The sequence below is a fragment of the Rhizobium sp. BK181 genome (assembly GCF_014193305.1).
Lineage (GTDB): Bacteria > Pseudomonadota > Alphaproteobacteria > Rhizobiales > Rhizobiaceae > Rhizobium.
In genome coordinates this window covers 1,121,962-1,136,740 of record NZ_JACHZA010000001.1, presented here as the reverse complement: position 1 = coordinate 1,136,740, position 14,779 = coordinate 1,121,962, and the positions used below count along the sequence as shown (strand labels likewise).

Genomic DNA, 14,779 nt, shown 5'->3' with positions numbered 1-14,779 from the left:
ATTTTGCGTAAAATTCATCGTTGATTCCCGCAATCGATCCTGCCTAAATGCCCTCCAACAAGGGGTCCAGACATCACCTGCGAAGGCTCGGTCTGAAACTGCCACGTCGGCAGGACGATGATCCTGTGCCACTTGTTACGGAGAGTCAAAGTCTCCGGTTTTTCACGCACTTGAGCATTTTTGACCGCGACGTGGCTGTCGCGGAATGGTGATGTTTTGTGTGTTGGTTGCACGCGTGGCGTGAAGCCGGAATGGGGAAGAGAAGTCGTGACAGGACGACCGGATGCTGGCTTACGAGGAGCGGCATCCAGTCCGACAGGGGGCAGTCGGGCCGCATGAAGCGGGCTCGCGCTTTCTCGGGAAGTCTTGTGAGTGGGGCAGTATTCGAGTGAACCGGCAGGCGAGTGGCTCATGAGGGTGCCACTTTCTGGTCATAGCGGGGAAATAATCGGGCGACGAACAAAGTCGGCCGACGAATGGAAGGCGGCATGATGCAGATGAATACAATGACGGCGGATGTCCTGGAGAGTGGGGACAATGAACCGCAGGCGTTTGGCTCTATTTGCGCCGAAACGGCAGGGGAAAAGGGAGAAATGAAGCATGGTGTACTTTTCGATCGTGTCAGCGCCCGTCTGAAGGCGCAAGTCGGTCCGGATGTCTATGCAAGCTGGTTTGCGCGGCTGAAATTGCATTCGGTTTCAAAGAGCGTCGTGCGCCTCACGGTGCCGACAACTTTCCTGAAGTCCTGGATCAACAATCGGTATCTTGAACTGATCACCAGCCTGTTCCAGGCCGAAGACTCCGAAATCCTGAAAGTCGAAATTCTGGTGCGCACCGCAACGCGTAGCGTTGGCAAACCGGCTGAAGAGCCGGTTTCTCCAGAGCCTGTTGCTGCCGCACAGACGCGCCGCTCCGTGGCGCAGCATGCCGGGCAGATTGTTCAGCACACGGTCTCATCCGCGGCTGCGGCCCGTCCGGCCAGCTCCGGCCAGCCGCTCTTTGGCTCGCCGCTGGACTCCCGTTTCACCTTCGACACCTTCGTTGAAGGCAGTTCGAACCGTGTAGCGCTTGCTGCTGCCAAGACGATTGCGGAAGCCGGACAGGGCGCTGTTCGCTTCAACCCGCTTTTCGTCCATTCCAGCGTTGGACTCGGCAAGTCGCATCTTCTGCAGGCGATCGCCAATGCCGCGGTTCAAAACCCGCGTGCGCTGCGCGTCGTCTACCTGACGGCGGAGTATTTCATGTGGCGTTTCGCAACCGCGATCCGCGACAATGATGCTTTGACGCTCAAGGACTCGCTGCGCAACATCGACCTTCTGATCATCGACGACATGCAGTTCCTGCAGGGCAAGATGATCCAGCATGAGTTCTGCCACCTGCTGAACATGCTGCTCGACAGCGCCAAGCAGGTCGTGGTCGCTGCAGACCGCGCTCCCTGGGAGCTGGAATCGCTCGATCCACGCGTCCGCTCGCGTTTGCAGGGCGGTGTGGCCATCGAGCTCGACGCCCCGGATTACGAGATGCGTCTCGAAATCCTGAAGCGTCGCCTCACTGCTGCTCGCCTCGAGGATCCGTCGCTGGAAATCTCGGCCGAGTTGCTGAACCACGTTGCGCGTAACATCACGGCAAGCGGCCGCGAGCTGGAAGGCGCGTTCAACCAGCTGCTTTTCCGCCGCTCCTTCGAGCCGAACCTGACGGTCGAGCGCGTAGATGAGCTTCTTGCGCATCTCGTCGGCTCGGGCGAGCCGCGCCGAGTCCGCATCGAGGACATCCAGCGCATCGTCGCACGGCACTACAACGTGTCGCGCCAGGAACTGGTTTCGAACCGCCGCACCCGCGTCATCGTTAAGCCGCGCCAGATCGCCATGTATCTGTCGAAGACGCTGACGCCGCGCTCCTTCCCGGAAATCGGTCGTCGCTTTGGCGGTCGTGACCACACGACCGTGCTGCACGCCGTGCGCAAGATCGAGGAGCTTATTGCCGGGGACACGAAGCTCTCGCACGAGATCGAACTGCTGAAGCGCCTGATCAACGAATAATAAGTAGGCAACCTCTCTGAGCAACTTCTAACGGCCGGGCTATGCTCCGGCCGTTTTCCTTTGCCTGCAATCTTCTGTACGCTTGATGCTGGGAACGTGTCGCCATGCGCTCGTGGGAGGGATCGATGGGATTTGACAGGATTGCCGTACTTGGGCTGGGCAAGGTCGGGCGGCTGGCAGCCACGCTCCTCCACGAAGGAGGCTTCGACGTTCTCGGCGTCGACCTTCAGGCGCCAAGCGAGGAAGTACCGTTCAAGTGTTGGAATGGAGACATTTCCGATCCGGTCGTGATCGGTGAGCTGCTATCAGGCGTCGAGGCCGTGCTTTCCTGCCTGCCTTATCACCTCAATATCGGCCTGGCACGTGCCGCCCACCTTGCGGGGATCCACTACTTCGACCTGACCGAGGATGTGCCGACCACCAATTTCATTATCGAATTGTCGAAGACAGCGCGTGGGCTGATGGCGCCGCAATGTGGCCTTGCCCCCGGCTTCGTCGGCCTTGTCGGATCCAGCCTTGCGGACGGATTCGACAAATGCCGTTCCATTCGCATGCGGGTAGGCGCGCTGCCGCAGAACCCGACCGGTCTCCTTGGTTACGCCTTCAACTGGTCGCCGGAGGGCGTGGTCAACGAGTATCTGAACGACTGCGAGGTGATCGAGGGCGGCGTTCGCAAACTGGTCTCGCCGATGGAATGGCATGAGACGATTTATGTCGAAGGCGTCAAGCTTGAGGCGTTCACCACGTCAGGCGGTCTCGGAACCATGTGCGACACGCTCCTCGGCAAGGTCGAGAACCTCGACTACAAGACGATGCGCTATCCGGGGCACATGGATCTGATGAACTTCTTCTTCCACGAACTGCTGATGCGCGACAGGCGCAAGCTTGCCGGCGAGATACTGACCAATGCCAAGCCTCCGGTCGATGACGATGTTGTCTATGTCCATGTGGCGGCGGAGGGTACGGTAAACGGCACCCTGCGCCGGAAGGAATTTGTCCGCGCCTATTATCCGATCGAGATCGCGGGGGGCCGCCGCACCGCGATCGCGTGGACGACATCGGCCTCGGTGGTTGCTGTCATCGAGATGGTGCGCGACGATCTGCTGCCGTCCACCGGCTTCCTGCATCAGGAGTACATTCCGCTGGAGATGTTCCTGAACACGCCAACCGGCAGCCTTTTCAAGACTGGCGCGCCCGCCCGTTAGCCTGTCAGGCTCGTCCAATATGCGCCCTCGAAGGGCACAGCCGCAAAACGCTCGTTGATCTCGGCGAGGCTGCCCGTCGGATCGAGATCGCCGAACAGGTCGGGCCTGATCCAGGATGCTACCGCTTCCGCCGCCAGCACGTTCAGCGGCACGGCGTTGAAGAAGTTCCACATGCCATGCACGTTCCCTTCGCGCACCGCCTTCAGCGGCGCAAGCGTGGGGGCCTTCACGGTCTCCTCGAGCGACCGACGCGCTTCCGCAGGATCGACGCCAGGGCCGATCGAGAAGGCGGTGTAAGTCCCGCCGGGCGAGCCGGTGGCGATATAGACGTCCGGCTCCGCCGCGATGATATATTCCGCCGTAACCGGACCGCCCTGTGGCGGCAGGTTCTTGTCCGCGATGTTGCGTCCGCCGGCAAGCGCAATCAATTCGCCGAGGCTGGTTCGACCGTATGCCCAACTGCCGCGCGTTGCGCTCGGGAAGGCATCCATCAGCACCTGCGGCCCATCCTCGCCTTTCCCCGTCGCTGCCGCTCTAATGCGCTGCACCCGTTTTTCGAAAAGCTGGGCATAATCTTCAGCCTGCCGATCACACTCCAAGATGCGACCAAGGAGGCGGATGTCCCGCGGGGTACTCTTCAGTGGATCGACATTGAAATCGACGACGATGACAGGCACGCCGGTCAATTGGAGATAGTCGATGGCACGCTTTCCTTGCTCGCCCTCTGCCTGCCACATGCCCATGACCGCCAGGTCGGCCTCCAACGAGAGGGCAGCTTCGAAGTTCATACCATCCGCCAGGCCGTTGCTGACAAGCGGGACTTCGTTAAGGGCTGGAAACTTGCCGCGGAAGGCATCGTAGATGAACGGATTGTCCGTTTTCATGTCCGTCGCCCAGCCGGCCAGCAGGCTGACCGGATCCGGATGGATCAGCGACAGCGCGACAAGATTGAAACCCGTGCCGAGGATGATCGACTTCGGCTTTTTGGGTATCGTTACGGTCCGCCCGACGGCATCGGTCACGGTCAGCGGCCATCGCGTCTCAGCCTTCAGCAGAGCCGGCGCACAGAGCGCCGCAGACGCCGCGGCGAGAAAGCCACGCCTTGTGATGGTGAGGCAGGTCATTGCATATTCCTTTGACTGGGAAGGGCGCAAAGCTTGCCGCAGCTCTGGACGCCAGGCAGCATGTAGCGCAGGCAGCATATCTTCCGGCGAGCGACGCGCTCTCCGTCTTCCTCGACATATCGCAGGCTGCCGCAAAGTGGGTTGACGCCGCCATCGGGCAGACAGCCGCGCACAAAGACGGTGAGATCCGGGCCTTCCGGCGGCAGGGTCAACCGCAGCACGTAGTCGAGATACACCGCGGCATTGTTCCAGCACAGCTTGGCCGAAACACCGCAGGCGGTGAGCCTCCTGATTGCTTCCGGAAGGTGTTCCTCCATCAACGGGGCAATCGCCTCAAAGCCGTCCTCCTCGCCGTTCCGGGCATTCCGGCCCCGGTGGGGAACGCCGAACGCCCTCGGCAGGCCATTATCCTGCAAAGCAATCGTCATCTCGTCGAAAGCGACCGGCAGCTCCTGTGCGGCGAGACGGCGAGCCAGCACATAGGGAATGGAGAGAGCGGAGAAGTAATACAGCGACCACATCGACACGACCGCACGCCGGTCACAGTCGCCACAGGCCGTGGCATAGCGACCGATCGCCTGCTCGAACCCGCCATTTCCGAAGAACGACGGCAGCGGCACGCCGTCGGGCAGATCGGCGGAAAGAGCCATTTTCTCGCTGCACCATGCATGCTCGCCGGCAAAAGCCGGCGAGAGGACCGAGGCAGTGCAGCCCGGAGCAGCGATATGGTGCCCAGCACTCACCATCAGCTCACCACGTATAACGCAGGCTGCCGATCACGGTGCGACCCTGATCGCGATAGCAGAAGCCAGCCGAGCAGATGGGCTCGCGGCGGTCGAAGAGGTTGGTGGCATTCACCTGCAGGCTCAGGCCCTCGTATTTCTTATCGAGCGCCGCAAAATCGTAGCTGACAGCGGCGTCGAAGAGGACGCGCGACCCGTTCTGGGCGGTGTTGGTGTCGCTCGTATAGCTCTTGCCGAGATACCGCGTTCCGAAACCGATACCGAGACCGTAGATCGGGCTACTCTCCTGGAATGTATAGTTCGCCCAGAGCCCAGCCATGTGCCTCGGAACCGATGAGACGGAATTGCCTACAGTGCCGGTCGTTCCTTCCAGGATCTCGGTATCGGTGTAGGTATAAGACGCAACCAGCGACAGGCCATTATCGAGGCTCGTGTTCGCTTCGAGCTCCAATCCACGAGAGCGAATCTTGCCGCGCTGCACCTGAATGTTCGCCGGTCCGGTCGGCAGGTTCACGACCTCGTAGTAAAGGCTATTCTTCTGGTCGATATTGAACAGCGCCGCCGTGAGCAGCGTATTGCTGTTCGGAAGGAGGTACTTGACCCCTATCTCTTCCTGCTCGCTTTCCGTGGGTTTAAAGGGCTGGTCTGTCTCCTGGTTGATGCCCGCATTGGGTGAGAAGGCGGTGGAGTAGCTGGCATAAGGTACGACGCCGAAATCTGTCTCGTAGCCTAGACCGATGCGGCCGGAGAATGCCTTGTCCCTCTGCGAAATGGTCGTCAAGGCGTTCGTGCTGAGGTCGGTATTTTCGGTGTCCGTCGAAACCCAATCGTAGCGACCTCCGAGGGTCAGTATCCATGCGTCATAGCGGATCTGGTCCTGCAAGTAGGTGCCGACTTGCCATTGGTCCTGGACGGTACGCGTGTCGAAATCGATCGGCGCAACGAAAGCCCCTGCCGTCGGATTGTTGGTGTCGAGCGGCGGCGACACGCCGCGGCCATCGAGCGAGCGCCAGCGCAGCTTGGTCAGGTCCAGACCCGCAAGCAGCGTATGGTCGACGGCGCCGGTCTCGAACCGCGCTTCTAGCTGGTTGTCGATAACGACGGCCGTCAGCCGCTCGTCGAACGTTCCGGCGCTGCGATCGAGGAGCCTTGGATCGATCTTATTGGGGGCGTAGGCGAAGGCCCAGTCGGCGTCGATATTGAGCGTCGATGCACGGGCGTTTTGGCGGAAGACGAAGACATCGTTCAGCCGATGCTCGAATTCATAGCCGATGCGGGCCTGGTTTTGGACTGAATCGTTGAAGGCCGGATTGCCTGCGGAAAAGTCCGTTACGTTGCCGGCAGGGTCGTTGTAATAGGCCGCGGTGCCGCCGGTCTTCGTTCGGGAGTATTCGCCGAGAATGGTGAGCCTCGTGTCTTCGTCCGGCTTCCACATGAAGGCTGGCGCGATATAGATGCGGTCGTCGGGAACGCTGATCTGCTCGGTATTGGCATCGCGGTAGAGGCCAGTCAGACGATAGTAGAAGGGATCCGTATTGTTGACGGGGCCTGAAACGTCGAACTGGGTTTGATAACGCTGTTCAGTGCCGTACTGCAGCTGAACTTCATGAAAGGGCTCTTCCGTCGGCCGTTTGGTGATGAGGTTGAAAAGACCACCGGCACCTGTTGCCCCATAAAGCGCGGAGGAGGGGCCACGAAGGATGGAAACTCCTTCAAGCCCGTAGGGCTCGGTCTTGAAGAGCGATGAGCCTGCGCCTGGCTGACGGAGGTTGTCGCGGAAAATCCCGGTATAGGTCACGTCGAAACCGCGTACCGAGAACGAATCGAAACGCGGATCGAAGCCATAGGCGCCGACGCGTGTGCCGGGTGTATAGGCAACGGTATCGAGCAACGTCTGCGGGTTGCGATCCTTCAACTGCTGTTCGGTCACCGACGAAATCGATTGTGGCATCTCGATAAAGGGTGTGTCGGTCTTCGTGCCCGTGGCGCTGCTCTTGCCGACATATCCGTCTGCCTGGATCACGCCGCCGCTGCCGCCATTGACAATGATGTCTTCCAAAACCGTCGCACCGTCTTGCTGCTTTCCCGTCGCGTCCTGTGCTGCGACTGGCGTGAGAAGATGAACGAGCGCCATGCCGGTCAATGCCGACGTTGAAAGGATTCGAGAGGAAAATCGGAGACTATTCATTGGCTTATCACACCGGGAATGTGCATTGAGAAAAATATGTGGAGTGTAATAGTCAAGAAATTGTCCGAAGAAAACCCTATTTTATGATTAAATTACTCCACTTTTTAATCAGCGTGATAAAGTGAGCGCATCCAATCAGGCTTGTGCCTCCGACAACAGCCACCGACGGAAGGCGGCTGCAGCCGGTCGCTCCAGCGCAAGGCCCGGATAGACGAGATGAAAGGCAAGCCGGCTCGCAATGCCAATCGGGAAGGGCGTGACCACTGCGCCTTCTTTCAGGTCCCGTTCCAGAAACGAGCGCCGCATCAAGGCAAAGCCCAGCCCGGCCTTCATCGCGTCATAGGCTCCGTTGCCATGCATGAAGACCGGCCCGCGCGAGGGGTCGACTCCGGTCGCGCCGGCTGCTTCCAGCCAGAGCTGCCAGTCATGGCGATAGACATCATGGATCAGCTGGAAACCAGAGAGGGCGCCCGCGGACGGATTGGGCCCCAGTTCTGTGGCGAGCTTTGGCGTGCAGACCGGCACCAGTTCGTCATCGACAAGCCGTTCGCTGATCAGGTTATCATATCCGCCGAGGCCGTGGCGGATCGCGAGGTCGATCCCGTCACGCTGAAAGTCGAGGACGCGGTGTGATGCGCTGATGCGGACGTCGATTTCAGGGTGCATAGCCTCGAAGCGTCCAAGGCGCGGCACCAGCCAGTAGGTTGCAAATCCCGCCGTGCAGGTGACATTGAGGACGGCGCCGCGTCCACGCGCCGTGATCGCCGCCGTCGCTTCCCGAACCAGACGAAATGCCGCCCTCAGGGTCGAGAAATAGTCCGCACCCTCCACCGTCAACGCGAGCGCCCGCGTCTTGCGCTCGAAGAGCTTGATGCCAAGCGATGCCTCCAGGTCGCGAATCTGCAGGCTGACGGCGCCTGGTGTGACGTTCAGCTCCTTTGCCGCCAGCGTCATGCTGAGATGCCGGGCGGCAGCCTCGAAGGCCCGAAGCGCTGAAAGCGAGGGGAGATAATCACTCATGGTTTAGCTCAGCTATATCATGCATCGAGAAAGACTCGTTTGTCTCGTGCCCAGCATGGCAATAATATCAGCAGGAAAGCCATCGCAAAAGCTGTTTCCGGCTTAGTGAAGAGCGAGAATAAATCGAGAAAACCGCTCTTAGATCGCGCAACAATCGGGTGGTGGCCGTTGGCGATGGCATATATGCCGTAGCAGACTGACTTTGGGAGAAGATGATGCAGCAGAAACAGATGGGTTTTTCCGAATGGGGGATGTTACTGGTGCTTTCCCTCTTGTGGGGCGGCTCATTCCTTTTCAACGGCATTCTGGTGAAGACCCTGCCGCCGTTCACGATCGTCACGGGCCGGGTCCTGATCGCCGCGCTTGCGTTGAACATGATCGTCCGTGCAACCGGCCATACCATGCCGCGTGACGGCAAATCCTGGGCGGCGTTCTTCGGCATGGGCATCCTGAACAATATGATCCCCTTCTGCCTGATTGTCTGGGGCCAGACGCATATCGCAAGCGGTCTCGCTTCCATCCTGAACGCCACCACGCCGCTCTTCGGCGTCGTTGTCGCGCATTTCCTGACCGCGGACGAAAAGATGACCGGCAATCGCCTGCTTGGCGTTCTCGTCGGATTTGCCGGCGTCGCCTACATGATTGGCTTCGACGTTTTGCGTGATCTCGGCTCGAACGTGCTGGCTCAGCTGGCGGTGCTCGCTGCTGCTCTGTCCTATGCCTTTGCCGGGATTTTCGGCCGCCGCTTCCGCCAAATGGGCATGGCGCCGCTCATTCCCGCCGCAGGGCAGGTCACCGCCTCCACGGTCCTGATGCTGCCGATCGCGCTCATCGTCGACCAGCCTTGGACACTGGCCGCCCCGTCAGTCGAGACTTGGCTGGCGCTGCTGGGTCTGGCCCTGCTATCGACCGCGATCGCCTACGTGCTGTTCTTCCGCATCCTTGCGACGGCAGGGGCAACGAATCTGATGCTGGTGACCTTCCTGATCCCGGTCAGCGCCATCCTGCTCGGCGCGGCCATCCTCGGCGAACAGCTGCAGTCCAAGCATCTGATCGGCATGGCGATGATCGCGATCGGCCTTGCGGCGATCGATGGGCGGTTGTTCTCCCGTTGGCGCGGGCGGGTGGCGTGACGGGTGAAGATTGCAAACCCGCAGGGTATGGCTACTATCCCGAAGACCGCAATTTTCGGGCGTCGAGATGAAGCAGCAGGCAGGCAATACGATCAGGATCGAGCGGGCGTCGAGCGATAATATCGACGCGTGGGCGAAGCTTCGCGCCGCCTTATGGTCGGACCAGTCGATGGAGGAACATTCCCGGGACCTGCGGCGGCTGCTCGATGATGACGCTGCCGATTTCCGCGGTTTTCTGGCCTTTCGGTCGGATGGCGAGGCGGTCGGCTTCGCCGAAGCCTGCTTGCGGCGTGACTACGTTAACGGCTGCAGATCGTCGCCGGTTCTCTTCCTCGAGGGCATCCATGTCGAACCGGCGTTTCGGCGGGGCGGCATCGGGCGGGCTTTGCTTGAGGCCGTGCGCGCCTTCGGCAAGGCGTCAGGCTGTACGGAATTTGCGTCGGATGCGCTTTTGGACAATGTCGACAGCCACCGCTTCCACGCTGCCCTCGGCTTCGAGGAAACTCAGCGCGTCGTCTATTTCAGACAGCCGCTCTAGCAGGCCAGATCGGCGACGACGGAATCGAGGATCAGCATGCCCGACGGCGTGCAGCGAAGCCGGGAATTGCCGATCCGCTCGATGAAGCCGTGCTCCAGCAGGAACTCCTCCCGCTTCGGGTCGAGATCGCGGCCCGAAAGCTGCTGCCAGCGGGCGAGATCGACGCCTTCCTTCAGACGCAGTCCCATCAGCAGCAGTTCGTCCGCCTGCTCCTCGTAGCCGAGCTGTTCCTGATCGAGCATGCCGTGGGCGTCGCGCTCGACAAGATCGAGCCAGCTTTCAGGCTTGCGTTCGGTCGCGGTTGCGATCTTCATGGAGCCGCGTGTCAGTCGTCCGTGGGCGCCGGGGCCGATGCCGGCATAGTCGCCATAGCGCCAATAGGTGAGGTTATGACGGCTCTCGGCACCTGGGCGGGCGTGGTTGGAGACCTCGTAGGCAGGCAGCCCTTCGCGGGCCGTGATCTCCTGGGTCGCCTCGTAGAGCAGCGCCGATTGTTCGCCATCCGGAACGACAAGCTTGCCGGCCTTGTGAAGGCCGAAAAAGGGCGTGCCCTCTTCGATCGTCAGCTGATAGAGCGAGAGATGGTCGACCGCGTAGGAGATCGCCTCCTTCAACTCGCGCTCCCACTCGTCGACCGTCTGGTTCGGGCGGGCATAGATCAGATCGAAGGACATGCGCGGGAAGATGTCGCGCGCGAGCTTGATCGCCTTCAGCGCATCGGCAACGTCGTGCAGTCGTCCGAGGAACTTCAGGTCACGATCATTCAGCGCCTGGACGCCGAGCGAGACGCGGTTGACGCCGGCGGCGCGATAGCCGCGGAAACGCTCCGCTTCGACGCTGGAGGGGTTTGCCTCCATGGTGATCTCGATACCATCTGGCATATGCCAGTGCTTGCCGATGCCGTCGAGAATGGCAGCAACCGTCGAGGGATTCATCAACGAGGGCGTGCCGCCACCGAGGAAGACGCTCGTGACTGTCTTCGGTCCGCTCAGTTGGCGCACCGTCGCCATCTCCTTCAGGAAGGCGGCCGTGAAGCGCTCCTGATCCACCGGCTGGTGACGGACATGGCTGTTGAAATCGCAGTAGGGGCACTTGGCGGCGCAGAACGGCCAATGCACGTAGACGCCGAAGCCGGGTTCACCGGTATCGGCCAAAAGAGCGGCATAGCGCGTCAGGTTAGGCTGTTCCAAAGTGTCCACGTTTGCCCTTAGGCTTCCAGGCAGGTTTCGACGAAAATCTTGAAGGCGCGGGCGCGGTGTGACAGGGCTTCTGCGTCGCCCGGCTTCCAGCCGTGCTTTTCTTCCGCGCTCATCTCGCCAAAGGTAGTGTCATAACCCTCGGGTTGAAAGACCGGATCGTAGCCGAAGCCCTGGCTGCCGCGCGGCGGCCAGACGACAGCGCCTTCGACTTCCCCACGAAACAGCTCGGTATGGCCATCCGGCCAGGCCAGGCAGAGCACGCTAACGAAGCGGGCGGCGCGTTGTTCAAGTTTGGAAGCGCCGGCCTTGTCCAGCGCCGCCTCGACCTTTTCCATCGCCATCGCGAAGTCGCGGGTGCCGTCCGGCTTTTCTGCCCAGTTGGCGGTGTAGACGCCCGGGTCGCCGCCGAGCGCATCGATAACGAGGCCGGAATCGTCAGACAACGCCGGCAGTCCGGAGGCTTCGGCAGAGGCGAGCGCCTTGATCTTTGCGTTTTCCTCGAAGGTGGTACCCGTTTCGTCGGGCTCGACGAAGTTCAATTCGGCCGCCGACTTCGCGGTGAAGCCGAAGGGGCCGATCAGGTCCTGAATTTCCCGGATCTTACCGGCATTGTGGCTGGCAACGACGATGGTCTTGGTTTCGAGCTTGCGCATGATGGTCCTATTCGATGCCCCAGATGCGGGCTTCAGCGCATTCGAGGCTGTTGCCCGCCGGATCGCGGAAATAGATCGAGCGGCCGCCTTGCGGCCAGGTGACTTCGGATTCGATGGCAACGCCGTTGGACTTCAGCCGGGCCGCAATTGCATCGAGATTTTCCCCGGAGACACGGAAGCAAGCGTGTCCCGCGCCTGTCGTGCCGTGCGGCGGCACCTGCAGGGAGCCGGGCGAGGGTGGCTTGATCGTTTCGTCAGGGTTGAAGATCAGCAGAACGCTGGCACCGCAACGAAAGAAGACATGCCGGTTGCCGCCGCGCGAGATCTTCGAAAGGCCGAGGATGCCTTCATAGAAGGCTTCTGCCTTGTCGAGATCATCAGCATAGAGCGCCGTTTCCAGCATGCCTTCCAGCATGTCGTTCATCCGGCGATCGCCTGCTTCTGCATTGCGACGAGTTCGGCGATACCTGCCTTGGCGAGCGTCATCAGCGAAGCGAACTCCTCGTCGGTGAAGGGCGTACCTTCTGCAGTGCCCTGGATTTCGACGATACCGCCGGTGCCGGTCATCACGAAGTTCGCGTCGGTCTCGGCCGAGGAGTCTTCGAGGTAGTCGAGATCGAGCACCGACTGGTTGGCGAAGATTCCGCACGAGATGGCCGCGACATGGTCCTTCAGCACCCGCTCGACCTTGAGCATGTTGCGGCTCTCCATCCACTTCAGGCAGTCGTGGAGCGCAATCCAGGCACCGGTGATCGATGCCGTGCGCGTGCCGCCGTCCGCCTGGATGACATCGCAGTCGAGCGTGATCTGGCGTTCGCCGAGTTCCTTGAGATCGACGACGGCGCGCAGCGACCGGCCGATCAGGCGCTGGATTTCCTGTGTGCGGCCACCCTGCTTGCCGGCCGCAGCCTCGCGCTTCATGCGGTCGCCGGTTGCGCGCGGCAGCATGCCGTATTCAGCCGTGACCCAGCCCTTGCCGGTGTTGCGCAGCCACGCCGGCGGCTTTTCCTCGACGCTAGCCGTGCACAGCACATGCGTATCGCCGAACTTCACCAGACAGGAGCCTTCTGCATGCTTGGAGAAATTGCGCTCGAAAGAGACCTTGCGCATCTGGTCGGTTTTTCTGCCTGAGGGCCGCATACTATTCTCCTAATCGTCATGCCGAAGACGTGAGCAGCCTTCGGATAGATCATGCGTGCTGTGGTGTTGAGAGCTTCTACGATTGGCAGCGCCCATTTGCAATTTCCCTTTTGCCGCTGCGGGGAGATTGGCTATATTTTGTCGGATCATCGTCAGCACGGGTACGCAAGGCTTCATGGAGTTCAGATCGACGTCGGTTTCAGATGCAGTGGCTGCGCTGGATGAACGCTCTAAGGAAATCTTTCGCCGGATTGTAGAGGGCTATCTGGAAACGGGTGAACCGCTCGGCTCCCGCAACCTGTCGCGCATCCTGCCGATGTCGCTGTCGCCGGCATCTGTGCGCAATGTGATGAGCGATCTGGAAGAACTTGGCCTCATCTATTCGCCGCATGTCAGCGCCGGCCGTCTGCCGACGCAGATCGGCCTGCGCTTCTTCGTCGACGCCTTCATGCAGGTAGGCGATCTCTCAGCCGAGGATCGCGCCAATATCGATCGGCAGGTGCGCGCTGAAAGTCGCGACAATCCGATGGAGTTGATGATGAACGAGGCGAGCCGCATGCTCTCGGGCATTTCGCGCGGCGCCGGACTGGTCATCACCTCGAAGAGCGATCCGGTTCTCAAGCATGTCGAATTCATCAGGCTTGAGCCGACCAAGGCGCTCGCGGTGCTCGTCGGCGATCACGACCAAGTGGAAAACCGGATCATCGAGCTTCCGGCGGGCGTCACGTCATCGCAATTGACCGAGGCCGCAAACTTTCTCAATGCGCACATGACCGGGCAGACGCTGCCGGAACTGCGCAATCAGTTGAGCCGACTGAAGGATGATGTGCGCCGCGAGCTAGACACGCTGTCGCAGGATCTCGTCGAGCGCGGCATCGCCGTCTGGTCCGGTAGCGCCGACGAAGGCAAGCCCGCGCAGCTCATCATTCGCGGCCGTGCCAATCTGCTGGCCGGTCTCGCCGGTGCCGACGATCTTGACCGTCTGCGCATGCTGTTCGACGATCTGGAGAAGAAAGACAGCTTGCTCGAGCTTCTGAACCTGGCCGAAAGCGGCCCCGGGGTGCGGATTTTCATCGGCTCGGAGAACAAGCTGTTCTCGCTCTCGGGCTCGTCGTTGATCGTCGCGCCCTACAGGGACGACGATGACCGCATTGTCGGCGCCGTCGGCGTCATAGGGCCGACGCGTCTCAACTACTCGCGCATCGTTCCGATGGTCGATTACACCGCTCAGCTGATGACGCGATTGTCGCGCAGCACGAAGTAGAAGGGCTACTCCGGCAGAGTGTCGCCCGATCCGCCCATCTCCGCCGGCATATCTTTGTATTTTGGCAGGCCATCACGGATGCGCAACACGCTTTCCTGATAGTTCACGTGCAACGCCGGGGCATAATCGAGATCGGGCAGAAGGGCTGCGTAAACGTCGGTGACGCCCCAGGTCGGGTGCTCCGTGTAGAGATGACCACCGCAGCGGTCGCAGAATTTCCGAACGCTGGTATCGGACCTCTGGTAGCCCTCGACGTGCTCTCCACCCTTGGTGACGTGGACCGCCTGGGGCTGCCAGAGCGTGAAAGCGTTGACCGGCCCGGCCGACCAATGCCGGCAGGAGGCGCAGTGGCAGTATCCCATTGCCACCGGTTCGCCGGTCGCAACAATCTCGACCGTGCCGCAGAAGCAGCGCCCGGTATAGCTTTTCTGATCGTTCATGGTAGCAGCTCCCTGACCCAGGATGAGGCCGAAGCACTGAAGGTTTAGGCGGCACTAAAATAAAAGAACTTTAGCGCGAGCAAGTCAAGCTGG

At 60.8% G+C, this 14,779-nt stretch carries 14 protein-coding genes; 5 read left to right on the top strand and 9 right to left on the bottom strand.

The annotated features are described in order from the left end of the window. The first annotated feature begins 491 nt into the window (after positions 1-491). Together dnaA and FHT77_RS05730 are read left to right on the top strand one after the other, a co-directional pair. A complete protein-coding gene (gene dnaA / locus FHT77_RS05735) occupies positions 492-2,039 on the top strand; it encodes a chromosomal replication initiator protein DnaA (RefSeq protein WP_183753895.1) in 1,548 nt (515 codons plus the stop codon). 125 nt (positions 2,040-2,164) lie between these two features. Further along, positions 2,165-3,244: a saccharopine dehydrogenase C-terminal domain-containing protein gene (locus tag FHT77_RS05730; RefSeq protein WP_183753279.1), complete on the top strand. Its 1,080-nt coding sequence runs from the start codon at positions 2,165-2,167 to the stop codon at positions 3,242-3,244. Here FHT77_RS05730 and FHT77_RS05725 read toward each other — a convergent pair. From FHT77_RS05725 to gcvA, 4 genes are all read right to left on the bottom strand, one after another. Further along, entirely contained in the window at positions 3,241-4,368 is a 1,128-nt protein-coding gene (locus FHT77_RS05725; protein ID WP_183753277.1) for an ABC transporter substrate-binding protein, read from the bottom strand. The two genes, FHT77_RS05730 and FHT77_RS05725, sit on opposite strands and share 4 nt — an antisense overlap. Beyond that, a complete protein-coding gene (gene fhuF, locus FHT77_RS05720; protein WP_183753275.1) occupies positions 4,365-5,114 on the bottom strand; it encodes a siderophore-iron reductase FhuF in 750 nt (249 codons plus the stop codon). The genes FHT77_RS05725 and fhuF overlap by 4 nt, the downstream gene beginning before the upstream one ends. Before the next feature lie 4 nt (positions 5,115-5,118). Continuing rightward, on the bottom strand, positions 5,119-7,299 hold the full coding sequence (locus tag FHT77_RS05715; RefSeq protein ID WP_183753273.1) for a TonB-dependent siderophore receptor: 2,181 nt from the start codon (positions 7,297-7,299) through the stop codon (positions 5,119-5,121). Between the two features lie 135 nt (positions 7,300-7,434). Further along, on the bottom strand, positions 7,435-8,319 hold the full coding sequence (gcvA, locus tag FHT77_RS05710; RefSeq protein ID WP_183753271.1) for a transcriptional regulator GcvA: 885 nt from the start codon (positions 8,317-8,319) through the stop codon (positions 7,435-7,437). A 215-nt stretch (positions 8,320-8,534) separates the two neighbouring features. On the opposite strand from gcvA, the gene FHT77_RS05705 reads away from it, so the two are divergent. Beyond that, positions 8,535-9,452 (top strand): DMT family transporter, encoded by a 918-nt coding sequence (locus tag FHT77_RS05705; RefSeq protein WP_183753269.1) that lies wholly within the window; start codon positions 8,535-8,537, stop codon positions 9,450-9,452. A gap of 67 nt (positions 9,453-9,519) precedes the next feature. Beyond that, entirely contained in the window at positions 9,520-9,990 is a 471-nt protein-coding gene (gene aac(6') / locus FHT77_RS05700; RefSeq protein ID WP_183753267.1) for an aminoglycoside 6'-N-acetyltransferase, read from the top strand. Here the strand turns inward: aac(6') and hemW are convergent. From hemW to rph, 4 genes are read right to left on the bottom strand one after another with little or no spacing between them, the layout of a single operon-like run. Beyond that, a complete protein-coding gene (gene hemW, locus FHT77_RS05695) occupies positions 9,987-11,189 on the bottom strand; it encodes a radical SAM family heme chaperone HemW (RefSeq protein ID WP_183753265.1) in 1,203 nt (400 codons plus the stop codon). The genes aac(6') and hemW overlap by 4 nt on opposite strands. Positions 11,190-11,197: 8 nt before the next feature. Then, on the bottom strand, positions 11,198-11,842 hold the full coding sequence (gene rdgB, locus FHT77_RS05690; protein WP_183753263.1) for an RdgB/HAM1 family non-canonical purine NTP pyrophosphatase: 645 nt from the start codon (positions 11,840-11,842) through the stop codon (positions 11,198-11,200). A gap of 7 nt (positions 11,843-11,849) precedes the next feature. Further along, positions 11,850-12,266, bottom strand: a complete 417-nt coding sequence (locus FHT77_RS05685; protein WP_183753261.1) for a VOC family protein — start codon at positions 12,264-12,266, stop codon at positions 11,850-11,852. Beyond that, on the bottom strand, positions 12,263-12,982 hold the full coding sequence (gene rph / locus FHT77_RS05680) for a ribonuclease PH (RefSeq protein WP_016552488.1): 720 nt from the start codon (positions 12,980-12,982) through the stop codon (positions 12,263-12,265). Before rph ends, FHT77_RS05685 begins: the two co-directional genes overlap by 4 nt. Positions 12,983-13,157: 175 nt before the next feature. Here rph and hrcA point away from each other — a divergent pair, with 175 nt between their 5' ends. Next, on the top strand, positions 13,158-14,246 hold the full coding sequence (gene hrcA / locus FHT77_RS05675; protein ID WP_183753259.1) for a heat-inducible transcriptional repressor HrcA: 1,089 nt from the start codon (positions 13,158-13,160) through the stop codon (positions 14,244-14,246). A 5-nt stretch (positions 14,247-14,251) separates the two neighbouring features. Here the strand turns inward: hrcA and FHT77_RS05670 are convergent, their stop codons facing one another. Next, entirely contained in the window at positions 14,252-14,686 is a 435-nt protein-coding gene (locus FHT77_RS05670) for a GFA family protein (RefSeq protein ID WP_016552490.1), read from the bottom strand. Positions 14,687-14,779: the final 93 nt, after the last annotated feature.